The sequence below is a fragment of the Pseudomonas sp. SM4 genome (assembly GCF_051913165.1).
Lineage (GTDB): Bacteria > Pseudomonadota > Gammaproteobacteria > Pseudomonadales > Pseudomonadaceae > Aquipseudomonas.
The window spans coordinates 89,460-112,994 of the sequence record NZ_JBODOE010000019.1; the positions used below are offsets into that span (position 1 = coordinate 89,460).

The 23,535-nt window shown below is 60.7% G+C and carries 18 protein-coding genes and 2 tRNA genes; 18 read left to right on the forward strand and 2 right to left on the reverse strand.

Translation table 11 applies throughout. The annotated features are described in order from the left end of the window. Positions 1 to 80: 80 nt before the first annotated feature. Both ACQ4MY_RS27060 and ACQ4MY_RS27065 read right to left on the reverse strand, forming a co-directional pair. Positions 81 to 3,359 (reverse strand): sensor domain-containing protein, encoded by a 3,279-nt coding sequence (locus ACQ4MY_RS27060; protein ID WP_440097047.1) that lies wholly within the window; start codon positions 3,357 to 3,359, stop codon positions 81 to 83. A gap of 74 nt (positions 3,360 to 3,433) precedes the next feature. Next, a complete protein-coding gene (locus ACQ4MY_RS27065; RefSeq protein WP_158834782.1) occupies positions 3,434 to 4,318 on the reverse strand; it encodes a LysR family transcriptional regulator in 885 nt (294 codons plus the stop codon). Positions 4,319 to 4,458: 140 nt separating this feature from the next. Here ACQ4MY_RS27065 and leuC point away from each other — a divergent pair, with 140 nt between their 5' ends. From leuC to ACQ4MY_RS27155, 18 genes are all read left to right on the forward strand, one after another. Further along, a complete protein-coding gene (gene leuC, locus ACQ4MY_RS27070; RefSeq protein ID WP_008083205.1) occupies positions 4,459 to 5,877 on the forward strand; it encodes a 3-isopropylmalate dehydratase large subunit in 1,419 nt (472 codons plus the stop codon). A 10-nt stretch (positions 5,878 to 5,887) separates the two neighbouring features. Beyond that, positions 5,888 to 6,532 (forward strand): 3-isopropylmalate dehydratase small subunit, encoded by a 645-nt coding sequence (leuD, locus tag ACQ4MY_RS27075; protein WP_440097048.1) that lies wholly within the window; start codon positions 5,888 to 5,890, stop codon positions 6,530 to 6,532. A gap of 146 nt (positions 6,533 to 6,678) precedes the next feature. After that, positions 6,679 to 7,446, forward strand: coding sequence for a class I SAM-dependent methyltransferase (locus tag ACQ4MY_RS27080; RefSeq protein WP_440097049.1), 768 nt, complete (start codon positions 6,679 to 6,681; stop codon positions 7,444 to 7,446). 54 nt (positions 7,447 to 7,500) lie between these two features. After that, complete coding sequence (gene leuB / locus ACQ4MY_RS27085; protein ID WP_008083207.1) at positions 7,501 to 8,583, forward strand: 3-isopropylmalate dehydrogenase; 1,083 nt, start codon at positions 7,501 to 7,503, stop codon at positions 8,581 to 8,583. 66 nt (positions 8,584 to 8,649) lie between these two features. Continuing rightward, positions 8,650 to 9,762, forward strand: coding sequence for an aspartate-semialdehyde dehydrogenase (asd, locus tag ACQ4MY_RS27090; RefSeq protein WP_008083209.1), 1,113 nt, complete (start codon positions 8,650 to 8,652; stop codon positions 9,760 to 9,762). Positions 9,763 to 10,038: 276 nt separating this feature from the next. After that, entirely contained in the window at positions 10,039 to 11,049 is a 1,011-nt protein-coding gene (locus ACQ4MY_RS27095) for an aspartate-semialdehyde dehydrogenase (protein ID WP_440097050.1), read from the forward strand. Between the two features lie 208 nt (positions 11,050 to 11,257). Further along, complete coding sequence (locus ACQ4MY_RS27100) at positions 11,258 to 13,930, forward strand: FimV/HubP family polar landmark protein (RefSeq protein ID WP_440097051.1); 2,673 nt, start codon at positions 11,258 to 11,260, stop codon at positions 13,928 to 13,930. 245 nt (positions 13,931 to 14,175) lie between these two features. Further along, on the forward strand, positions 14,176 to 15,000 hold the full coding sequence (gene truA, locus ACQ4MY_RS27105) for a tRNA pseudouridine(38-40) synthase TruA (protein ID WP_045123178.1): 825 nt from the start codon (positions 14,176 to 14,178) through the stop codon (positions 14,998 to 15,000). 65 nt (positions 15,001 to 15,065) lie between these two features. Next, the gene (locus tag ACQ4MY_RS27110) at positions 15,066 to 15,686 is read left to right on the forward strand and encodes a phosphoribosylanthranilate isomerase (RefSeq protein WP_440097052.1); all 621 of its coding nucleotides are present in this window, start codon (positions 15,066 to 15,068) and stop codon (positions 15,684 to 15,686) included. 345 nt (positions 15,687 to 16,031) lie between these two features. Beyond that, positions 16,032 to 16,952, forward strand: a complete 921-nt coding sequence (gene accD, locus ACQ4MY_RS27115) for an acetyl-CoA carboxylase, carboxyltransferase subunit beta (RefSeq protein ID WP_008083214.1) — start codon at positions 16,032 to 16,034, stop codon at positions 16,950 to 16,952. Then, complete coding sequence (gene folC, locus ACQ4MY_RS27120; protein WP_440097053.1) at positions 16,949 to 18,256, forward strand: bifunctional tetrahydrofolate synthase/dihydrofolate synthase; 1,308 nt, start codon at positions 16,949 to 16,951, stop codon at positions 18,254 to 18,256. Before accD ends, folC begins: the two co-directional genes overlap by 4 nt. Next, a complete protein-coding gene (locus ACQ4MY_RS27125; protein ID WP_440097054.1) occupies positions 18,240 to 18,896 on the forward strand; it encodes an SPOR domain-containing protein in 657 nt (218 codons plus the stop codon). Before folC ends, ACQ4MY_RS27125 begins: the two co-directional genes overlap by 17 nt. A gap of 98 nt (positions 18,897 to 18,994) precedes the next feature. Beyond that, positions 18,995 to 19,555 carry a CvpA family protein gene (locus ACQ4MY_RS27130; protein ID WP_008083218.1) on the forward strand — a complete coding sequence of 187 codons (561 nt, stop codon included), beginning with the start codon at positions 18,995 to 18,997 and terminating at the stop codon, positions 19,553 to 19,555. Positions 19,556 to 19,596: 41 nt separating this feature from the next. Next, complete coding sequence (purF, locus tag ACQ4MY_RS27135; protein WP_007913462.1) at positions 19,597 to 21,102, forward strand: amidophosphoribosyltransferase; 1,506 nt, start codon at positions 19,597 to 19,599, stop codon at positions 21,100 to 21,102. 73 nt (positions 21,103 to 21,175) lie between these two features. Then, positions 21,176 to 22,387 carry an O-succinylhomoserine sulfhydrylase gene (locus ACQ4MY_RS27140; protein ID WP_440097055.1) on the forward strand — a complete coding sequence of 404 codons (1,212 nt, stop codon included), beginning with the start codon at positions 21,176 to 21,178 and terminating at the stop codon, positions 22,385 to 22,387. Then, entirely contained in the window at positions 22,384 to 23,160 is a 777-nt protein-coding gene (locus ACQ4MY_RS27145) for an SDR family oxidoreductase (RefSeq protein ID WP_008083223.1), read from the forward strand. The genes ACQ4MY_RS27140 and ACQ4MY_RS27145 overlap by 4 nt, the downstream gene beginning before the upstream one ends. A 169-nt stretch (positions 23,161 to 23,329) precedes the next feature. After that, positions 23,330 to 23,405: transfer RNA gene (locus tag ACQ4MY_RS27150), tRNA-Val, on the forward strand. 56 nt (positions 23,406 to 23,461) lie between these two features. Next, positions 23,462 to 23,535, forward strand: a tRNA-Asp gene (locus ACQ4MY_RS27155).

Genomic DNA, 23,535 nt, shown 5'->3' on the forward strand with positions numbered 1-23,535 from the left:
CGGCGCAAAAAAAGCGACCCTACAGGTTGGCGCAAACGCTGGCAATTGCGGCTCTGTTGCAAGCTGCGCAGCGGCGAGTGTCAGGGCAGCAGCTTTTTCAAACCCTCCAGTGGCAGTGGCCGGCTGTGCAGGTAGCCTTGGTACAAGTGGCAGCCTAAACCTTGCAGGAACGCCAATTGCTCGGGGGTTTCCACGCCTTCGGCGATCACCTCCAGTTCCAGGCTGCGGGCCATGGCGACGATGGCGCGGATGATTTCGGCGTCATTCGGGTCGGTGGTGGCGTCGCGGATAAACGACTGGTCGATTTTCAATGTGTCGACCGGCAGGCGCTTGAGGTAAGTCAGCGACGAATAACCGGTGCCGAAATCGTCCATGGCGAAGCTCACGCCGAGCTTTTTCAGGCGGCGCATTTTGCTGATGGTGTCCTCCAGGTTCTGGATGACGATGCCTTCGGTGATTTCCAGTTTCAGCAGCGAGCAGGGCAGGCCGTGGCTGCTCATGCTGTGTTCGATGCGTTCGACAAAATCGTTCTGGCGGAACTGTCGTGGGCTGATGTTCACGCACAGGCTGAAGTTGAGCGGGTCGACCAGTTTCAGCGCGATCAGCTGTTTGAACGCGTCGCAGGCTTCGTCGAGGATCCACGTGCCGACTTCGAGAATCAGCCCGCTGTCCTCCAGCACCTTGATGAATTCGGTGGGCGATTGCGCGCCGAGCTCCGGGTGATTCCAGCGCACCAGCGCTTCGGCGCCGATGATGCGGTTGTCGCGGGCGTCGATCTGCGGCTGGAAGTGCACATTGAATTCGCCGCGTGACAGCGCCAGGCGCAGGTCGGTCTCCATGCGCAGCCGCTCGCTGGCCGCTTTCTGCATGGTGTTGTGGTACATCTGCGTGGTGTTGCGCCCGGAATCCTTGGCCCGATACAGGGCGATGTCGGCGCGCTTGAGCAGGTCGGTCGGGGTCGAACCGTGATCGGGAATCAGCGCCACGCCGATGCTCGGCGTCACTTGCAGGCGCTGACCGTCGAGGAACATCGGCTCGGAGAGCAACTCACGCAGGGTGTCGGCGAGGTTGCGCACTTGCGCGCTGACTTCATTGCGCGAGCCTTCGAGGCCGCTGAGCAGGACGACAAACTCGTCGCCACCGAGGCGTGCGACGGTATCTTCCATGCGCACACTGGCTTCGAGCCGCGCGGTAATGATCTTCAGCACCGTGTCGCCCACCGGATGGCCGAGCGAATCGTTGATGTGCTTGAAGTGGTCGAGGTCGAGAAACAGCAAGGCGCCGCGCAGGTTATGCCGTTTGAGCAGGGCGATCTGTTGGCTCAGGCGATCCATCAGCAAGGCGCGATTCGGCAGGTTGGTCAGCGGGTCGTGGTACGCCAGATGACGAATCTGCGCTTCGGCGTTTTTCAGCAGGCTGACGTCCCGCGCGGTCAGCAGCAGGCACGCGGTTTCATTGAGGGTGATCGGCTCGACTGAGACTTCCACGGTCAGCAATTCGCCGCGCTTGTTGCGCCCGAGCATTTCCTGATGGTGCACGCGGCCCTTGATCTGCAACTCGGCCAGCAGCGCCGAGCGTTGCTTCTCTTCGGCCCAGATGCCGACCTGATACACGGTTTTGCCCACCACTTCGTCGGCGCGATAACCGGTGAGTCGGCAGAAACCGTCGTTGACCTCCAGATAACGGCCGGTATCGCGCTCGGTGATGGTGATCGCGTCGGGGCTGGAGTGGAACGCCTTGGCGAATTTCTCTTCACTGGCCTTCAGCGCCGCTTCCGAGCGTTGTTGCTGGGTAATGTCGCGCAGGGTGGTGACGATGCACGGCTGGTCGCCGACGCTGATCTGCCGGCTGGAAATCACGCAGGTCAGCGACTGGCCGTCCTTGTGCTGGACGATGATCGCAACATTGCTCAGGCCTTGTTCGCGGATCACTCGCTCGATGCGTTGCAGGCTTTTCGCCGAGGCGTCCCACAGGCCGATTTCTTCGGCGGTGTGGCCGATCACGTCGGCGGCGCTCCAGCCAAAGGTCTGGCTGAAGCTGGAGTTGATCTCGATGAACTCGCCGCTGTCCTGACGGGTCACGCAAATCGGGTCGGGACTGACCTGAAACAGCGTGGCGAATTTCTCCTCCGACGCGACCAGCCGTTGTTCGCGTTCGACCTGATCGGTGATGTCCAGCAGGGTGCCGGCCATGCGCAGCGGCGCACCGTTGTCATCGCGATAGAGGCGGGCGCGGCTTTCCAGATAACGCGAGCTGCCGTCCGGCAGTTGCACGCGGTAGGTCAGTTGATAATTGCCCGCCGGGCCTTCGCGCAGGCTGCGATAGGCATCGCGCATGCTGTCGCGTTCCTCGCCCGGCACGCCTTCGAAAAACTCGTCGAACGACTCATGAAAGGGTTTCGGCTCCAGCCCGTGCAGTTGCGCAGCCCGTGCCGAGCCGTAAAGCATGCCGCTGGGAATGTGCCAGTCCCACGTGCCGAGCTGCGCCGAATCCAGCGCCAGGTCGAGGCGTTCCTGGCTGTCCTTCAAAGCGTGTTCGGCGGCTTTGCGTTCGGTGGTGTCGAGGAAGGTGCTGAGCAGATACGGCTGGCCTTCGAGTTCGACCTTCTGCGCACTGAGGATACCGTCGTGAATCTGCCCGTTGCTGGCGCGAAACTGCACCTCCATGCTGATCAGTTCGCCCTTGGTGTTGGTCTTTTTGACCAGTTCGGCGCGCTGCTCGGGGTGTACCCACAAGCCCAGTTCCAGCGTGGTGCGGCCAATGGCGCTCTGCACCGGCCAGCCGAACAGGCTTTCGAAATACTGATTGGCCTCGCTGATCAGGCCGTCTTCCTGACGCGTCAGCAAGACCATGTTCGGACACAGGTGAAACAGGGTGGCGAAACGTTTCTCCGAGCTGCTCAGCGCCTGTTCGCGTTGACGCTGGTGGGTGATTTCGCGAATCACCCCGATCATTCGGGGGCGGCCGTGTTTATCCGGCAGCAGGCTGCCGCTGATTTCCAGCCAGTGCAGGCTGCCGTCGGGCCAGCGGATGCGGTGGTGCATCGCTTGTTCCAGCGGTGCGCCGGCGATCACCGCGTGGAAGGCGCGAACGGTCTTGGCGCGATCTTCCGGGGGCAGCAGATCGAGGTATTCAAGGTCCGCCGGCAGCGGTTGCCGTGGATCGAAGCCGAACAATGCCTGGGTGCCCCGTGACCAACTGATCTGCCCGCGCTCGATGTCCCAATACCACGCGCCGAGCCGCGCGCCGTTGAGCGCGGCGAGCAATTGCGGCGCGCTCTCCCAGCTCTGCTCGGAATGACGCGGGTCAATCGCCTGGATACGCGGCATCGGCGGAATGCGGTCAACAGATTTCGGCATTGTGGACAGGCCTTGAGCTGATGGTGGCGTTAGGCACAGGGACAGCGGCTCTATAGGAGTAGCACAAGTTGGCCTTATGTCCCTGGCAGATCGATTTGTGCATCCAGCAAGGCCATAAAGGCTCTTGCCGCATTCGATAGCGTCCGTTCGGTGTGCAAGATATAGCCTAGCTGGCGACTGAGCTGTATGCCCGGCAAAGCGATGCTTGCCACCTGTTCATCGAGCATGGTCCGTGGCAGAACGCTCCAGGCCAGACCGATCGAGACCATCATCTTGATGGTTTCCAGATAGTTGGTGCTCATGGCGATGTTCGGCGTCAGGCCCTGAGCCTCGAATAAACGCTGCACGATATGGTGTGTAAAAGTGTTGCCGCCGGGGAAAACCGCCGGATGACCGGCAATGTCCGCCAGATTGACCGCGCCGTTATTGATCAGCGAATGCTCCGGGGCGACCACGAAATCCAGCGGGTCGTCCCACACCGGCGTGGCTTTCACCAGCGCGTGAGGCTCGGGCGCGAGGGTGATGACCGCCAATTCTGCGCGGCCATGGAGAATTTCCTCGTAGGCCACTTCCGAATCGAGGAACTGAATATCCAGCGCGACTTGTGGGTAACGGCGGGTGAATTCCCGTAAAAGCGGCGGCAAACGGTGCAAACCGATGTGGTGACTGGTGGCCAGGGTCAGGCGCCCGCTGACTTCGCCGGTCAAATTTGTCAGCGCGCGGCGGGTGTCATCCAGCACATTAAGAATCTGGTACGCCCGAGGCAGCAGGGCGCGGCCAGCCTCGGTCAGGCCGACTTCACGGCCCAGCCGATCAAACAGGCGCACCTTCAATTGCTGCTCCAGCCCGGCGATGCGTTTGCTGATCGCCGGCTGCGTCAGGTGTAGGCGTTCGCCGGCGCCGGAGAAGCTGCCGGTCTCGGCAATCGCGATAAAAGCGTTGAGGTTGGCCAGATCCATGTTCGTATTCCAGTTGGTTATCCAAAGCATAAAAAATATGAATTTGAGTTATTTAATCTAACCCCATAGGATCGGCCTCACAAGCCAAAGGGTTATTGATAAGCCCAGGGCATAGAAACAAGCTGATGAGGAACCGTCTGATGGCCGGCAAAACGCTCTACGACAAGCTCTGGGATTCGCATTTGGTCAAGCAGCGCGACGATGGCTCTGCGCTGATCTATATCGATCGTCACATCATTCACGAAGTGACCTCGCCGCAAGCCTTTGAAGGCCTGCGTCTGGCCGGGCGCAAGCCTTGGCGCATCGATGCCAACATCGCGACCCCGGATCACAACGTACCGACCACCCCGGAACGCAAGGGCGGCATCGAAGCCATTGCCGACCAGGTCTCGCGTTTGCAGGTTCAGACCCTCGACGACAACTGCGATGAGTACGGCATTGTCGAATTCAAGATGAATGACGTGCGCCAAGGCATCGTTCACGTGATCAGCCCGGAGCAGGGCGCAACCTTGCCGGGTATGACCGTGGTCTGCGGCGACTCGCACACCTCGACCCACGGCGCATTCGGCGCCTTGGCTCACGGTATCGGCACCTCCGAGGTCGAGCATGTGCTCGCCACCCAGTGCCTGGTCGCCAAGAAAATGAAAAACATGCTGGTGCGCGTTGAAGGGCAGTTGCCGTTCGGCGTGACCGCCAAGGACATCGTCCTTGCGGTGATCGGCAAGATCGGCACCGCCGGCGGTAACGGCCACGCCATCGAATTCGCTGGCAGCGCGATCCGCGATTTGTCCGTTGAAGGCCGCATGACCATCTGCAACATGTCCATCGAAGCCGGCGCCCGCGTAGGTTTGGTGGCAGCGGATCAGAAGACTGTCGACTACGTGAAGGGCCGTCCATTCGCCCCGAAAGGCGCGGAATGGGACATGGCCGTCGAAGCCTGGAAAGACCTGGTTTCCGACGCCGACGCCAAGTTCGACACCGTGGTTGAGCTCGACGCTACGCAGATCAAGCCGCAAGTCAGCTGGGGCACTTCGCCTGAGATGGTTTTGGCCGTTGATCAGAACGTGCCGGATCCAGCCAAAGAGATGGATCTGGTCAAGCGCGACTCGATCGTCCGCGCCTTGAAATACATGGGTTTGACCGCCAATCAGGCGATCACCGACATTCAGCTGGATCGCGTGTTCATCGGTTCCTGCACCAACTCGCGGATCGAAGACTTGCGCGCTGCGGCAGTCATTGCCAAGGGCCGTAAAGTCGCTTCGACCATCAAGCAAGCGATCGTGGTGCCGGGCTCGGGTCTGGTCAAGGCGCAGGCTGAGGCCGAAGGTCTCGACAAGATTTTCCTCGAAGCCGGTTTCGAATGGCGTGAGCCGGGTTGCTCGATGTGCCTGGCGATGAACCCGGACCGTTTGGAGTCCGGCGAGCATTGTGCCTCGACCTCCAACCGTAACTTCGAAGGCCGTCAGGGCGCCGGGGGCCGTACCCACCTCGTCAGCCCGGCCATGGCGGCGGCGGCAGCGGTGAACGGTCGTTTCATCGACGTTCGCGAATTGATTTAAGGAGCGCAGCATGAAAGCTTTTACTCAGCACACTGGTCTTGTCGCGCCTTTGGATCGTGCCAACGTCGACACTGACCAAATCATTCCGAAACAATTTTTGAAGTCGATCAAGCGCACCGGTTTCGGTCCGAACCTGTTCGACGAATGGCGTTACCTCGATGTCGGTCAACCGTATCAGGACAACTCCAGGCGCCCGCTGAACAAGGACTTCGTCCTCAACGCCGAGCGTTATCAAGGCGCCAGCGTGTTGCTGGCCCGCGAGAACTTCGGTTGCGGCTCCAGCCGTGAACACGCGCCGTGGGCGCTGGAAGAATACGGTTTCCGCAGCATCATCGCGCCGAGCTACGCCGACATCTTCTTCAACAACAGCTTCAAGAACGGCTTGCTGCCGATCATCTTGAGCGACGCTGAAGTCGATGAGTTGTTCAAGCAGGTCGAGGCCGAGCCGGGTTATCAATTGCAGGTTGATCTGCAAGCGCAGACCGTGACCCGTCCGGATGGCAAGGTGTACAGCTTTGAGATCGATGCGTTTCGCAAGCATTGCTTGTTGAACGGTCTGGACGATATCGGTTTGACCTTGCAGGACGGTGATGCGATTGCGACGTTTGAGGCCAAGCATCGGGTTAGCCAGCCGTGGTTGTTCCGCGACGCGTGATTGATTCGAGATTGATGTAGTCAGGGCCGGCCCCTTCGCTGGCAAGCCAGCTCCCACAGGGATTTGCGTTCTTCACAAAACCTGTGGGAGCTGGCTTGCCAGCGATGAGGCCGGAACAAGCACCATAAGATTCAAGGAAAGATCCCATGACCAGCACCGCCCAACACACTCAGGTCGTACAAAAGCAATTCGGTGAACAGGCCGCCGCCTACCTGAGCAGCGCCGTTCACGCTCAAGGCACCGAATTCGCCCTGCTACAAGCTGAGCTGGCGGGGCAGGGCGAGGCGCGGGTTTTGGACTTGGGTTGCGGCGCCGGTCATGTCAGTTTCCATGTCGCACCGCTGGTCAGGGAAGTGGTCGCCTACGACCTGTCGCAGCAGATGCTCGACGTGGTCGCCGCCGCTGCCGTTGATCGCGGTTTCACCAACATCGCCACCGTCAACGGTGCCGCCGAGCGTCTGCCGTTTGCCGATGGTGAGTTCGACTTCGTGTTCAGCCGTTATTCGGCGCATCACTGGAGCGATCTCGGCGTGGCCCTGCGCGAAGTGCGGCGGGTGCTGAAGCCGGGCGGTGTGGCGGCGTTCGTGGATGTGTTGTCACCGGGCAGCCCGTTGTTCGACACTTACCTGCAAAGCGTCGAAGTGCTGCGCGACACCAGCCATGTGCGCGATTATTCAGGCGCTGAATGGCTGCGCCAGGTCAGCGAGGCCGGTTTGCGTGTGCGCAGCACTGCGCGTCAGCGCCTGCGTCTGGAGTACACCACCTGGGTTGAACGCATGCGCACACCCGAAGTGATGCGCGCGGCGATCCGCCAGTTGCAGCAGTCGATGGGCCACGAAGTGCGCGAATATTTTGAGATTGATGCCGACGGCTCGTTCAGTACAGATGTAATCGTATTGATGGCTGAGCGATAAGAATTTTTCCGGGCGCGCCTCAGATGGCGCACCGACTGAAGACACGAGGAAAGCATGAGCAAGCAGATTCTGATTCTCCCAGGTGACGGTATTGGACCGGAAATCATGGCCGAAGCGGTCAAGGTTCTGGAACTGGCCAACGACAAATACAGCCTGGGCTTTGAGCTGAGCCATGACCTGATCGGTGGCGCCGCCATCGACAAGCACGGCGTGCCGCTGGCCGACGAAACCCTCGACCGTGCCCGCGCTGCCGACGCAGTACTGCTGGGCGCCGTCGGTGGCCCGAAATGGGACACCATCGAGCGTGATATCCGCCCTGAGCGCGGTCTGCTGAAAATCCGTGCGCAACTCGGCCTTTTCGGCAACCTGCGTCCGGCGATTCTGTATCCGCAACTGGCCGAGGCTTCGAGCCTGAAGCCGGAAATCGTTGCCGGTCTGGACATCCTCATCGTCCGTGAGCTGACCGGTGGCATCTACTTCGGCGCGCCACGCGGCACCCGTACTCTGGAAAACGGCGAGCGTCAGTCCTACGACACGCTGCCGTACAGCGAAAGCGAAATCCGCCGCATCGCCCGCGTCGGTTTCGACATGGCCATGGTCCGTGGCAAGAAACTCTGCTCGGTGGACAAGGCTAACGTGCTGGCGTCCAGCCAACTGTGGCGTGAAATCGTCGAAGAAGTGGCCAAGGATTATCCAGAAGTCGAATTGAGCCACATGTACGTCGACAACGCTGCCATGCAACTGGTGCGCGCACCGAAGCAGTTCGACGTGATCGTCACCGACAACATGTTCGGCGACATCCTGTCCGACCAGGCGTCGATGCTTACCGGTTCCATCGGCATGCTGCCGTCGGCCTCGCTGGACACCAACAACAAGGGCATGTACGAGCCTTGCCACGGTTCCGCTCCGGACATCGCCGGAAAAGGCATCGCCAACCCGTTGGCGACCATTCTGTCGGTCTCGATGATGCTGCGTTACAGCTTCAATTTGCAGGATGCGGCTGATGCCATCGAAAAAGCCGTCAGCGTCGTGCTCGACCAAGGGCTGCGCACTGGCGACATCTATTCGGCCGGTTGCAGCAAAGTCGGTACGCAGGAAATGGGCGACGCAGTAGTCGCCGCGCTGCGGAATCTGTAATCTCTCGGGCCCGCTGCGAAATTCAATACAAAGCAGCGGCCCACTTTTCAAGAAGGTGTAGTTGCGATGAAACGTGTAGGTCTGATCGGTTGGCGCGGGATGGTCGGTTCCGTGCTCATGCAGCGGATGCTGGAAGAGCAGGATTTCGATCTAATCGAGCCGGTGTTTTTCACCACTTCCAACGTCGGTGGCCAAGGCCCGTCCGTGGGCAAGGACATTGCTCCGCTCAAGGACGCTTACAGCATTGACGAGCTGAAGACCCTCGACGTGATTCTGACCTGCCAGGGCGGCGACTACACCAGCGAAGTGTTCCCGAAACTGCGCGAAGCCGGCTGGCAGGGTTACTGGATCGACGCAGCCTCGAGCCTGCGCATGAACGATGACGCAGTGATCATTCTTGATCCTGTGAACCGCAAGGTCATCGATCAGCAGCTCGATGCAGGCACCAAGAACTACATCGGCGGCAACTGCACTGTCAGCCTGATGCTGATGGGCCTGGGCGGTCTGTTCGAAGCCGGTCTGGTCGAGTGGATGAGCGCCATGACCTATCAGGCGGCTTCCGGTGCCGGCGCGCAGAACATGCGTGAACTGATCAAGCAAATGGGCGCGACCCACGCCGCTGTCGCTGATCAACTGGCCGATCCGGCCAGCGCGATCCTCGACATCGACCGTCGCGTGGCTGATGCCATGCGCAGTGAAGCGTACCCGACCGAAAACTTCGGCGTACCGTTGGCCGGCAGCCTGATCCCGTGGATCGACAAGGAACTGCCGAACGGCCAGAGCCGTGAAGAGTGGAAGGCTCAGGCCGAGACCAACAAGATCCTCGGTCGCTTCAAGAGCCCGATCCCGGTCGACGGTATCTGCGTGCGCATCGGCGCCATGCGTTGCCACAGCCAGGCGCTGACCATCAAGCTGAACAAAGATGTGCCGATCGCCGATATCGAAGGGCTGATCAGCCAGCACAACCCTTGGGTCAAGCTGGTGCCGAACAACCGCGATATCAGCATGCAGGAGTTGAGCCCGACAAAGGTCACCGGCACCCTGAATGTGCCGGTCGGCCGTCTGCGCAAGCTGAACATGGGCTCGCAGTTCCTCGGCGCGTTCACCGTGGGCGACCAACTGCTGTGGGGCGCGGCCGAACCGCTGCGTCGTATGCTGCGGATTTTGCTCGAGCGTTGATCGTTTGCAGCAATGAAAGAGCCCGTGCCTTGTGAGAGGTGCGGGTTTTTTTATGCCTGGGGTTTCTCGGGTGTTTGTACCGGCCTCATCGCTGGCAAGCCAGCTCCCACAGTGTTCAGTGTTGTACACAAGATTCATGCACAACACAGAAACCTGTGGGAGCTGGCTTGCCAGCGATGAGGCCGGTTGAGGCGCGGCAAATCCCCGGCAGAAATTGCCTGTGCGCCAGTCACCCGGTAAAGTGCCGCTCCCCCCGTTTCGCCAGAGGCTCGCTCCATGACCCAGACCCTAGATATTGCCGTGATCGGCGCCACCGGTACTGTCGGCGAAACCCTCGTACAGATTCTCGAAGAACGCGACTTCCCGGTCGGCACCCTGCACCTGTTGGCGAGCAGCGAATCCGCTGGCAGCTCGCTGCTGTTCCGCAACAAGAACGTGCGCGTTCGCGAAGTCGACGAGTTCGATTTCAGCAAGGTCAAACTGGTGTTTTTCGCTGCCGGCCCGGCCATCACCCTGAGCTACGCCGCGCGCGCGCATGCCGCCGGTTGCTCGCTGATCGACCTGTCCGGCGCGCTGCCGGCCGATCAGGCGCCACAAATCGTCCCTGAGGCCAACGCCAGCAAGGTCGACGGTTTGAAGGCGCCGTTCCAGGTCAGTAGCCCAAGCCCGTCGGCCACTTCGCTGGCCGTGGTGCTGGCGCCGCTGCTCGAGCTGATCGACCTGCAATCGGTGCATGTCACCGCCAATCTGGCAGTTTCCGCCCAAGGTCGTGAAGCCGTCACCGAGCTGGCGCGGCAGACCGCCGAGCTGCTGAACATGCGCCCACTGGAGCCGACCTTCTTCGATCGGCAGATGGCGTTCAACGTGCTGGCCCAGGTCGGCACGCCTGACGCGCAGGGCCACACGCTGCTGGAAAAACGCCTGGTGCGCGAGCTGCGTCAGGTGCTGGCGCTGCCTTTATTAAAGATTTCCGCAACTTGCGTTCAAGCCCCGGTGTTTTTTGGCGATAGCTTTAGCGTGACCTTGCAGTCAACGCAGCCTGTCGACCTGGTAAAGGTCAACGCGGCGCTTGAAGACGCAGCCGGTATCGAACTGGTCGAGGCGGGTGATTATCCGACTGCGGTCGGTGACGCGGTGGGGCAGGACGTTGTCTATGTCGGGCGCGTGCGCAGCGGTGTCGACGACCCGGCGGAACTTAATCTGTGGCTGACGTCAGATAACGTACGCAAAGGCGCAGCCCTAAACGCTGTGCAGGTGGCTGAATTGTTGATAAAAGACCTGCTGTAAAAGATACTTGGCAACAATTTGTCGACTGATTCTAGGTGAGCGCTATGCTTGCCCAGATTGCTTGATAACGTGTCACCCTCCGGGACTTTCCGGGGCATCAAAGAAATGATCGCGCGCGGCATGTGTCGTCGTCGCGCGCAATGCCTTACGGCAGCGGTGTTCAATATCTTCTCGCTGGCCGAGGAACGTTCAAACAAAGGATGAGGCTATGGTTCAAGTTCGCAAACTGGTGTTAGCAATAGCGGCCGCCTCGGCGCTGTCCTCCGGTATGGCGCATGCCCTCGGGCTCGGGGAGCTGACCCTGAAGTCGACCCTGAACCAGCCGCTGGTGGCTGAAATCGAGCTGCTCGACGTCAAGGATCTCACCGCTGCCGAAGTGGTGCCGAGCCTGGCTTCACCCGAAGATTTTGCCAAGGCCGGCGTTGATCGCCAGGCCTTCCTCAACGACCTGACCTTCACCCCGGTGCTCAACGCCAGCGGCAAAAGCGTGCTGCGCGTCACTTCGAGCAAGCCGCTGTCGGAGCCGATGGTGAAATTCCTCGTGCAGGTGATGTGGCCGAACGGTCGTCTGCTGCGCGACTACAGCGTGCTGCTCGATCCGTCGAAGTTCTCGCCGCAGACCGCTGACGCTGCCGCACAACCGGCGCCGTCGCAGACCATCACAGCGCCAACCACTGGCGCCACGCACCCGACGCAATACACCACCACGCCACGCGATACCCTGTGGGAAATCGCCGCGAAGGCGCGCACCGGCGGTTCGGTGCAGCAGACCATGCTGGCGATTCAGGCGCTGAACCCGGATGCGTTCATCGGCGGCAACATCAACCGCTTGAAAACCGGTCAGGTGCTGCGTCTGCCGGATTCGGTGCAAAGCACCGCGCTGCCGCAGTCCAAAGCAATTGCTGAAGTCGCCGCGCAGAACGAAGCCTGGCGCACGGGTCGTCGTTATGTGGCTAAGCCAGGCACTGGTCAGCAGCAACTTGATGCGACCAACCGCGGTCGTGCAAACACCGGCGCTGCCCAGAACGCTCAGGACAATCTGAGCCTGGTCTCTGCCGAAAGCGCTAAAGGTCGCGGCAAAGGCCCGGCCGGTGATGCCAAGGCGCTGAGCAACAAATTGGCGGTCACTCAGGAAAACCTCGACACGACCCGTCGTGACAACGAGGAACTGAAAAGCCGCATGTCCGATCTGCAAAGTCAGCTGGATAAGCTGCAAAAACTGATTGAGCTGAAAAACAACCAACTGGCGAAACTGCAGGCAGAAGGGTCGGGTACGGCGCCGGCCGCCAACCCTGCCGCTCCGGCGGTGCCTGCGATTACGGCTGAACTGGCCGCCACACCGCCGGCCACTCCGGCGGACGCGGCGCCGACACCGGAATCGGCGATTGCGCCACCGGCCGAAACGCCCGCTGAAACACCGGTTACGCCAGTGGTCGAGCCGAAACCGGCAGTCGATGACGAGAAAACCTTCAATGAGCTGCTGACCAACCCGATCCTGCTGGGCCTGGTCGGTGGCGGCGCTGTTGTGCTGCTGCTCTTGCTGTTGCTGCTGGCACGTCGCCGCAAAGCCCAGCAGGAAGCCGAAAAGCACCTGCGCATGGCTCGCGCCCTGTCTGAAGAGCAAGAGTTCTCTGCCGAACAGGATTTGCCGGAAAGCAGCTTCGAAGGTCTGGAAACTCCGGCGGCGAGCGTCAAGCTCAACACCCCGGCGCCAGCCCCTGCTGCTGCGGTAGTCGCCCCGATCGTGATGGCTGAGCCGATTGCCGCGCCGCTGGTGGCGCCGGCCGCCGAACGCTCCGACGACGTACTCGACAAGGCGCAGTCGCACATCAATGCCGGTCGCCTGAACCAGGCGGCCGCGCTGCTGGAGGAGGGCGTCAGCCTCGAGCCGCAGCGCAGTGATCTGCGTCTGAAGCTGATGGAAGTCTACGGTCAGCAGGGCGACCGCGATGCGTTCGTCGGTCAGGAGCGTCAACTCGTGGCCAATGGCGACAACTTCGCCAAGGTCGAAGAGCTGAAGAGCCGCTTCCCGGCGATGGCTGTTGCCGTTGCTGCTGCCGGTGGCCTGGCCGCTGCCGCCGTGGCTGCCGAGCTGGACGCGCAATACGTCAAGGATCTGCTGCTGGATGAGCCTGAAGCACCTGCGCCGGCACCGGTTGAAGATGACCTGGACAGCGCGTTTGACCTGAGCCTGGACGATCTCGACAACATCACGCCGGTAGAGCCTGCGCCGGTCGTCGAGCCAGAAGCGCCGGTTGAACTGGATGCCCCGGTCGAGCTGGACGAATTCCCGGCGGACGACGATCTGAGCTTTGAATCGGTGCTGCAACAGCAGACCGAAATCAAAGAGAATCTGGACGACTTGTCGGACTTTGACCTGGATCTGGACCTCGGCGCCGAACCTGCTCCGGCCCCTGCGGTGGATCTGGCGGACGATGACTTCCTGCTGGATCTGGACGAGGGCGTGAAAGATCTGTCGCCGGTCGAACCGCCGGTCGTGGCTGACGTGCCGCAGGATGATCTCGAGTTGCCGGCCGATTTCGACCTGTCGCTGGCCGATGAAATGGACAGCAACCCAGCAGCCGAACCGGATGCCTTCTCGGCTGAGCTGGACGACGTCAACGCCGAACTGGATCGCCTGTCGCAAAGCATCGCCGAACCGACCTTTACCGAAGCCGATGCGGCGGTGGGTGGTGATCTGGGCGAAGATGATTTCGACTTCCTTGCCGGCACCGACGAAGCGGCGACCAAGCTCGATCTGGCCCAGGCCTATATCGACATGGGCGATAACGACGGTGCGCGTGACATCCTCAACGAAGTGTTGACCGAGGGTGACGAGAAGCAGCGTGGCGAGGCCAAGGACATGCTCTCGAGCTTGTAATCAGTCCAGCGGTAAACAAAAACGGCAGCCCATTGAGGCTGCCGTTTTTGTTTGGTTTCTAAGGTCAAAAGATCGCAGCCTTCGGCAGCTCCTGCATGAGATCGCATTCCCCTGTAGGAGCTGCCGAAGGCTGCGATCTTTTGATCTTCAAACTGGCATCCCTGAACCACAGCCTTATAATGCCCGCCTTTGCAAAAACAGCAGGCTGTCCCACCTTGGCAAACATAGATAACCCGGTCGCCGAAATGGCCCCCGAGGGCTTTTACCGCGTAGCGCTGGGCGTTGAGTACAAAGGCTCGCGCTACAGCGGCTGGCAGCGTCAGCTGACCGGTGTGAAAACGGTGCAGGAAGAGCTCGAAAAAGCCCTGTCGAAAGTCGCCAATTCGCCGGTCTCCTTGCAGTGCGCCGGGCGCACCGATGCCGGCGTGCATGCCTGCGGACAAGTGGTGCATTTCGATACCACGGTCGATCGTTCGCTGAAAGCCTGGGTCATGGGCGCCAACATCAATCTGCCCCATGACATCAGCGTCAGTTGGGCGCGGGTGATGCCGGCGCATTTTCATGCGCGCTTCAAAGCTATCGCGCGGCGTTATCGCTATGTGATCTACAACGATCAGATCCGTCCGGCGCATCTCAACGAAGAAATCACCTGGAACCACCGTCCGCTGGACGTCGAGCGCATGGCCGAGGCCGCGCAATACTTGATCGGCACCCACGATTTCAGTGCGTTCCGCGCCGGCCAGTGCCAGGCCAAATCGCCGATCAAGAAGATGCATCATCTGCGCGTGACCCGTCACGGCAAGATGATCGTGCTCGACATCCGCGCCAATGCTTTCCTGCATCATATGGTGCGCAACATCGCCGGCGTGCTGATGACCATCGGTGCTGGCGAGCGCCCGGTGGAGTGGATGAAAGAAGTCCTGGAAAGTCGTGAGCGCCGTTCCGGTGGGGTGACTGCGCATCCTTACGGTTTGTATCTGGTGCAGGTCGAGTACCACGACGAGTTCCCGTTGCCTGAGCGTTTTATCGGCCCGCATTTCCTCACGGGCTTCTCGGAACTTGACGGCTGACGCCCACGAACGCTTTTGTTACCATCCGGGACTTTCCCGGATTTTACCTTGGAGTTTTTCTCGACATGTCTGCCGTTCGCAGCAAGATCTGCGGGATTACCCGCATAGAAGATGCGCTGGTCGCCGTCGAGGCCGGGGCGGATGCGATCGGATTCGTGTTCTACGCCAAGAGCCCGCGTGCGGTCAGCGTGCAGCAGGCACGAGCGATCATCCAGGCGTTGCCGCCGTTTGTGACCACCGTGGGCCTGTTCGTCAACGCCAGCCGCTGCGAGTTGGGGGAAATCCTCGATGCCGTGCCGCTGGATTTGCTGCAGTTTCATGGTGATGAAGTCGCTGAAGATTGCGAAGGCTGGCATCGTCCGTACATCAAGGCGCTGCGGGTCAAGGCCGGTGATGATATTGCGGCCGCCGTTGATGCCTACCCGAGCGCCAGTGGCGTGCTGCTCGACACATATGTCGAAGGAGTGCCCGGCGGAACCGGTGAGGCGTTCGACTGGTCATTGATTCCGCAAGCTTTGAGCAAACCGTTGATTCTGGCCGGGGGCCTGACCCCGGAAAACGTTGCGGACGCCGTGGCCCGGGTAAAACCCTATGCCGTAGACGTCAGTGGCGGGGTGGAAGCGAGCAAAGGCATCAAGGATCACGCAAAGATCCGCGCATTTATCAAAGCAGTAAAAGACAAATAGGAACCTGCAGGAACCTGCAGGAGCCTGTAGGAGCTGACGAGTGCAACGAGGCTGCGATCTTTTGATCGTAAAAAACAAGATCAAAGGATCGCAGCCTCGTTGCACTCGTCAGCTCCTACAGAGCGGCGGTGCCGATATTGATGTGACGGCTGGCAGTCTGCCGCCGTCCATCAATGCACTTGCACAAAGCAGGCGCGGCTGAGGGTTTGTGAAGGGCACGCAGGTCATGTTTCGCGCTGACCGTGGCCATTCATCGACCATCGCCACACACATGAATTTAGCTGAAGGGCATACGCGGGGCTGCGAACCAGAGCGTTCGGGCCGCCGGTACTGGAGAAAGAAAGCATGAGCAACTGGTTAGTAGACAAACTGATCCCTTCGATCATGCGTTCCGAGGTCAAGAAGAGCTCGGTCCCTGAAGGTCTGTGGCACAAATGCCCGTCTTGCGAGGCGGTGTTGTATCGTCCAGAACTGGAAAAGACCCTGGACGTTTGCCCCAAGTGCAACCACCACATGCGCATCGGCGCACGTGCGCGCATCGACATCTTCCTCGATGCCGAAGGTCGCAACGAACTGGGCGCCGATCTGGAGCCGGTTGACCGTCTGAAATTCCGCGACGGCAAAAAGTACAAGGATCGTTTGGTCGCTGCGCAAAAGCAGACCGGCGAAAAAGACGCACTGATCTCCGTCAGCGGCACCCTGCTGGGCATGCCGGTGGTGGTTTCGGCCTTTGAATTCAGCTTCATGGGCGGCTCGATGGGTGCCATTGTTGGTGAGCGCTTTGTACGTGCCGCCAACTACGCGCTGGAAAACCGCTGCCCGATGATCTGCTTCGCCGCTTCCGGCGGTGCGCGCATGCAGGAAGCGCTGATCTCGCTGATGCAGATGGCCAAGACCTCGGCGGTACTGGCACGTCTGCGTGAAGAAGGTATTCCGTTCATTTCCGTGCTGACAGACCCGGTTTACGGCGGTGTTTCCGCCAGTCTGGCAATGCTTGGCGACGTGATCGTCGGTGAGCCAAAGGCCCTGATCGGCTTCGCCGGTCCGCGCGTTATCGAGCAAACCGTGCGTGAAAAACTGCCGGAAGGCTTCCAGCGCAGCGAATTTCTGCTGGAACACGGCGCGATCGACATGATCATCCATCGTCAGGAACTGCGCCCTCGTCTGGGTAACCTGCTGGCACAAATGACTGGCAAGCCGACGCCGAAATTCGTTGCTGCGCCAATCGAGCCGATCGTGGTTCCACCGGTCCCTGCTGGCCTATGACCGAGCGCACCCTTGGCGAATGGCTCGCCTACCTTGAGCAGTTGCATCCGTCGGCCATCGACATGGGCCTGGAGCGTTCGCAACAGGTAGCGTCCCGGATGGGGCTGGGCCAGCCGGCGCCTCGGGTGATTACGGTCACCGGCACCAACGGCAAGGGTTCGACCTGCGCTTTCGTGGCTTCCTTGCTGCGGGCGCAGGGCCTGAGCGTTGGTGTCTACAATTCTCCGCACCTGCTGCGTTACAACGAGCGGGTGCAGCTCAATGGCGTCGAAGCCACTGACGCGCAGTTGTGCGATGCCTTTGCTGCGGTCGAGGCCGGGCGCGGCGACACTTCCCTGACTTACTTCGAAATGGGCACCCTGGCGGCGTTCTGGCTGTTTCAACAGGCAAAACTTGACGCTGTGGTGCTCGAAGTCGGTCTGGGCGGGCGTCTGGATACCGTTAACGTGGTCGATGCCGATATCGCGCTGGTCACCAGTATTGGTGTCGATCACGCCGATTATCTGGGCGACACCCGTGAATCCGTGGCGTTCGAGAAGGCCGGGATCTTCCGTCAGGGCAAGCCTGCCCTGTGTGGCGATCTGAATCCGCCGCAACCGTTGCTCGACAAGGCGCGTGAGCTGGTCTGTCCATTTTTCCTGCGGGGTCGTGATTTCGATCTCGGCATCACTGATCAGCACTGGCAATGGCGCGGTACCGATGCGCAAGGACAGGCAGTTGAGCTGTTTGACCTGCCGCTGCTGGATCTGCCGATGGAAAACGCCGCGCTGGCGTTGCAGGCTTACTTGTTGCTTGGTTTGCCGTGGAATCCGCAGCAGATCGTCGCTGCTTTGCAGGCGACTCGCGTGGTCGGTCGTCTCGATCGCCGCTCGTTCGAGTGGAACGGCAAGCGCCTGAATTTGTTGCTGGATGTTGGTCACAATCCGCATGCTGCCGAGTATCTGGCCCGTCGTCTGGCCTCGCGGCCGCCGGTGGGCAAACGCCTGGCGGTGTTTGGTCTGCTGGCCGACAAGGATCTGGATGGTGTTGTCGGCGAATTGAATGCTAGTGTCGAGCACTGGGCGGTGGCGCCGCTGGATTCGCCGCGTGCGCGCCCGGTGGCTGAATTGCAGGCGGCATTGCAGAACCTTGGCGCGTCGGTCACGTCTTACGACAGTGTCGCGGCTGCGCTGGAAGGGCAGTGCGCCGTAGCGACCAGCGACGACGAGATTCTGTTGTTCGGATCATTTTATTGTGTCGCCGAGGCCCTTGAATGGTTGGCCCGGCGCTCCACGGAGGAAGCGGCAAATGGCTTTGCTGGATAAAGCGTACAAGCAGCGCATGGTTGGCGCGTTGGTGCTGGTGGCGCTGGCGGTGATTTTTCTGCCGATGTTGTTTACCCGTGAGGATGAGCAGCGTCAGGTGACTGTCGATGCGCCGGCCGCTCCGCAAGCGCCCGTGGTGCCACAGGTGCAAATGGAGGCCGTGGCCGTGCCTGAGCCGCAAACCCTGCCGCAAGAGCCGGTGCCGACGGATGAAGAAGTCGCGCAAGACACGGCGCCTGCTGCACCTGTTGCGCCGACGCCAGCACCGACTGCGCCTATTTTGATCGCCAAGCCCGCTGCGCCGCCTGCGGTGGCCAAGCCGATTCCGGCGCCTGCTCAGCCAATCACAGCTTCCTCGTCCAAGCCTGACACCACGCAAAGTCGCGTCGATGCCAACGGCCTGTCGGTAAGCTGGTCGGTGCAGTTGGCCAGCCTGTCGAGCCGCGCCAGTGCCGAAAGCCTGCAGAAAACCCTGCGCAGCCAGGGTTACAACGCCTATATCCGTTCCGCCGATGGCAAGAATCGGGTATTTGTCGGGCCGCTGATCGAGCGCGCCGAAGCCGATCGTCTGCGTGATCTGTTGGGTCGTCAACAGAACCTCAAAGGGTTTGTCGTGCGTTTCCAGCCTGAGCGCGGCTAAAAACTATCGCTTCGATTGAAATGCACTGACAATCGCAGCTTACCGAGAGGCATGCGCTCTGCTAAAATGCGCCGCCTTATCCGTCTGTAGGCTGCACTGTGCCATTTACCTGGGTTGACTGGGCGATCGTTGCAATCATCGCCATCTCCGCTTTGATCAGTTTGAGCCGCGGCTTCGTCAAGGAAGCATTATCGCTGGTGACCTGGATCATCGCAGGAGCCGTCGCCTGGATGTTCGGTGGCTCATTGTCCGAGTACCTCGCCGGATACATCGAAACCCCATCGGCTCGCGTGATCGCGGGCTGTGCCATCATGTTTGTCGCCACACTGATCGTGGGCGCAATGATCAATTATCTTATCGGCGAGTTGGTTCGCGTCACCGGGTTGTCCGGGACCGATCGATTCCTCGGCATGGCCTTCGGCGCAGCGCGTGGCGTGTTGCTGGTGGTCGTGGCGGTCGGGCTGTTGAGCCTGGGGCCGGTACAGCAGGACGGGTGGTGGAAAGAATCCCAGCTCGTTCCCAAGTTTCTATTGGTCGCCGACTGGTCCAAAAACCTGATCCTCGGGTGGAGCAGTCAGTGGCTTGCCAGCGGAATCAGCGTACCCGCTGATCTTCCGTTCAAGGAGCAACTCTTGCCGTCGGCGAAAACGCCTCAGTGAGTGTTGTTCAGTTCAGATCCATTAAGTAGGGGTTGCGTCGCATGTGTGGCATCGTCGGTATCGTCGGTAAGTCGAACGTCAATCAGGCGCTGTATGACGCGCTAACCGTGCTCCAGCACCGCGGCCAGGACGCTGCCGGTATCGTCACCAGCCATGATGGCCGGTTGTTCCTGCGCAAGGACAATGGTCTGGTGCGTGACGTGTTTCAACAGCGTCACATGCAGCGCCTGGTTGGCCACATGGGCATCGGGCACGTCCGTTACCCGACCGCGGGCAGCTCGACTTCGGCTGAAGCCCAACCGTTTTACGTCAACTCGCCTTACGGCATCACCTTGGCGCACAACGGTAACCTGACCAACGTTGAACAGTTGGCCAAAGAGATCTACGAATCCGACCTGCGTCACGTCAACACCAGTTCCGACTCGGAAGTGCTGCTGAACGTGTTCGCTCACGAGCTGGCCCAGCGCGGCAAGCTGCAACCGACCGAAGAAGACGTGTTTGCCGCGGTGACCGACGTGCACAACCGTTGCGTCGGCGGTTACGCGGTAGTCGCCATGGTGACCGGTTACGGCATCGTCGGTTTCCGTGACCCGCACGGCATCCGTCCAATCGTGTTCGGTCAGCGTCACACTGACGAAGGCGTCGAGTACATGATCGCCTCGGAAAGCGTTTCCCTGGACGTCCTCGGTTTCACCCTGATTCGCGACCTGGCTCCGGGCGAAGCGGTCTACATCACTGAAGACGGCAAGCTGCACACCCGTCAGTGCGCGACCAACCCGTCTTTGACCCCGTGCATTTTCGAACACGTCTACCTGGCGCGTCCGGATTCGATCATCGACGGCGTGTCGGTCTACAAGGCTCGTCTGCGCATGGGTGAGAAGCTCGCCGAGAAGATCCTGCGCGAGCGTCCAGAGCACGACATCGACGTGGTCATCCCGATTCCTGACACCAGCCGTACCGCGGCCCTGGAGCTGGCCAACCACTTGGGCGTGAAATTCCGCGAAGGTTTCGTCAAGAACCGTTACATCGGCCGTACCTTCATCATGCCGGGCCAGGCGGCTCGCAAGAAATCGGTGCGTCAGAAGCTCAATGCCATCGAGCTGGAATTCCGCGGCAAGAACGTGATGCTGGTCGACGACTCGATCGTGCGTGGCACCACTTGCAAGCAGATCATCCAGATGGCCCGCGAAGCCGGCGCGAAAAACGTCTACTTCTGCTCGGCTGCTCCGGCAGTACGCTTCCCGAACGTCTACGGCATCGACATGCCAAGCGCTCACGAACTGATCGCGCACAACCGTTCGACTCAGGACGTCGCGGATCTGATCGGCGCTGACTGGCTGATCTATCAGGACCTGCCTGACTTGATCGAAGCGGTTGGTGGCGGCAAGATCAAGATCGAGAACTTCGATTGCGCAGTGTTCGACGGCAAGTACGTCACTGGCGACGTCGACGAGGCGTACCTGAACAAGATCGAGCAGGCGCGGAACGACTCCTCGAAGATCAAGACCCAGGCGGTCAGTGCGATCATCGATCTGTACAACAACTGAGTTTCTACCGGCCCTGAGGGGCCGGTTTTGTATCTGACTTTCTATTTTCGAGAACAGCGCAAGGAGTGACAGCATGAGTCAGGAATGGGATGCCGGTCGGCTGGACAGCGACCTTGAAGGCGTAGCGTTCGATACCCTGGCCGTACGTGCCGGTCAGCACCGTACGCCGGAAGGTGAGCACGGTGATCCGATGTTCTTCACTTCCAGCTACGTATTCCGCACCGCTGCCGACGCCGCTGCGCGGTTTGCCGGCGAAGTGCCGGGCAACGTTTACTCGCGCTACACCAACCCGACTGTACGCGCGTTCGAAGAGCGCATTGCTGCGCTGGAAAGCGCCGAGCAGGCCGTTGCGACCGCAACCGGCATGGCGGCGATCATGGCAGTGGTGATGAGCCTGTGCAGTGCCGGCGATCACGTGCTGGTCTCGCGCAGCGTGTTCGGCTCGACCATCAGTCTGTTCGAGAAGTACTTCAAACGTTTTGGTGTGGAAGTCGATTACGTCCCGTTGGCTGACCTGTCGGGTTGGGATGCGGCGATCAAGCCGAACACCAAATTGCTCTTTGTTGAGTCGCCGTCTAACCCTCTGGCTGAACTGGTCGACATCGCCGCGCTGGCGGAAATCGCTCATGCCAAAGGCGCGATGCTGGTGGTCGACAACTGCTTCTGCACACCTGCCTTGCAGCAGCCGCTGAAAATGGGTGCGGACATCGTCGTGCACTCGGCAACCAAGTTCATCGACGGCCAGGGCCGTTGCATGGGTGGCGTGGTCGCCGGTCGCGGCGAGCAGATGAAAGAAGTCGTCGGCTTCCTGCGCACTGCCGGCCCGACGCTGAGCCCGTTCAATGCGTGGATCTTCCTCAAAGGCCTGGAAACCCTCAATCTGCGGATGAAGGCGCACTGCGCCAACGCCCAGCAACTGGCCGAATGGCTGGAGCAGCAGGACGGTATCGAGAAAGTCCATTACGCCGGGCTCAAGAGCCATCCGCAACATGAGCTGGCCCAGCGTCAGCAGAAAGGCTTCGGTGCGGTTGTAAGCTTTGAGGTCAAGGGCGGTAAAGAGGGCGCCTGGCGCTTTATCGATGCCACTCGCCTGATTTCGATCACTGCGAACCTAGGCGACAGCAAAACCACGATCACCCATCCGAGCACCACCTCCCACGGCCGTCTGGCGCCGCAGGAACGTGAGGCAGCTGGTATTCGCGACAGCCTGATCCGCATCGCGGTCGGTCTCGAAGACGTGGCGGATCTGCAAGCCGATCTGGCGCGCGGTCTGGCAGCGCTGTGATCGAGTTGTCGACGCCAACAGCAGGTACCCATGGCCGCGTTGCACTGGTCACGGGTGCCGCGCGCGGTATCGGTCTGGGGATTGCGGCGTGGCTGATCAGCGAAGGCTGGCAGGTGGTGCTGACCGATCTGGATCGCGCGCGTGGTTCGAAAGTGGCGAAGGTGCTGGGCGAAAACGCCTGGTTCATCGCCATGGACGTTGCCGATGAGGGCCAGGTAGCGCTGGGCGTTGCCGAGGTGTTGGGGCAGTTTGGTCGTCTCGATGCGCTGGTGTGCAACGCGGCGGTGGCGGATCCGCACAACATCACCCTGGAAAGCCTCGATCTGGCGTACTGGAATCGCGTGCTGGCGGTGAACCTCAGTGGGCCGATGTTGCTGGCCAAGCACTGTGCGCCGTATCTGCGCGCGCACAACGGTTCGATCGTCAATCTGGCCTCGACCCGTGCGCGGCAGTCGGAGGCCGACTCCGAAGCGTATGCGGCGAGCAAGGGCGGACTGCTGGCGCTGACGCATGCGCTGGCGATCAGCTTGGGGCCGGAGATTCGCGTCAACGCCGTCAGTCCGGGCTGGATCGATGCGCGCGATCCTTCTGCGCGTCGAGCCGAGCCTTTGGCCGATGCCGATCATGCTCAGCATCCGGCGGGCAGGGTAGGGACGGTTGAAGATGTGGCGGCGATGGTCGCCTGGTTGCTGTCGAGGAATGCCGGGTTTGTCACCGGGCAGGAATTCGTCGTCGATGGCGGCATGACCAAGAAGATGATTTACAGCGAATAGCGACCGAAGCGGCGATCCCCTATAGGAGGGAGCCTGCTCGCGATAGCGGTCTGACAGTTGATGGCATCTTGAGGAATGAAGCAATTTCGTCTTTTTTAGAAAAACTTCAATCCTGCTATTGACTTAGGTTCGCTACCTGCGTAAATTTCGCGGCCTCGGAGATGCAAACGGGTGATTAGCTCAGCTGGGAGAGCGTCTGCCTTACAAGCAGAATGTCGGCGGTTCGATCCCGTCATCACCCACCACTCCCCGAGATACTTGCGTAAGCAAGAACGTAGGCTGAAAGTGCCTGCACCGACGCGCAGCGGTAGTTCAGTCGGTTAGAATACCGGCCTGTCACGCCGGGGGTCGCGGGTTCGAGTCCCGTCCGCTGCG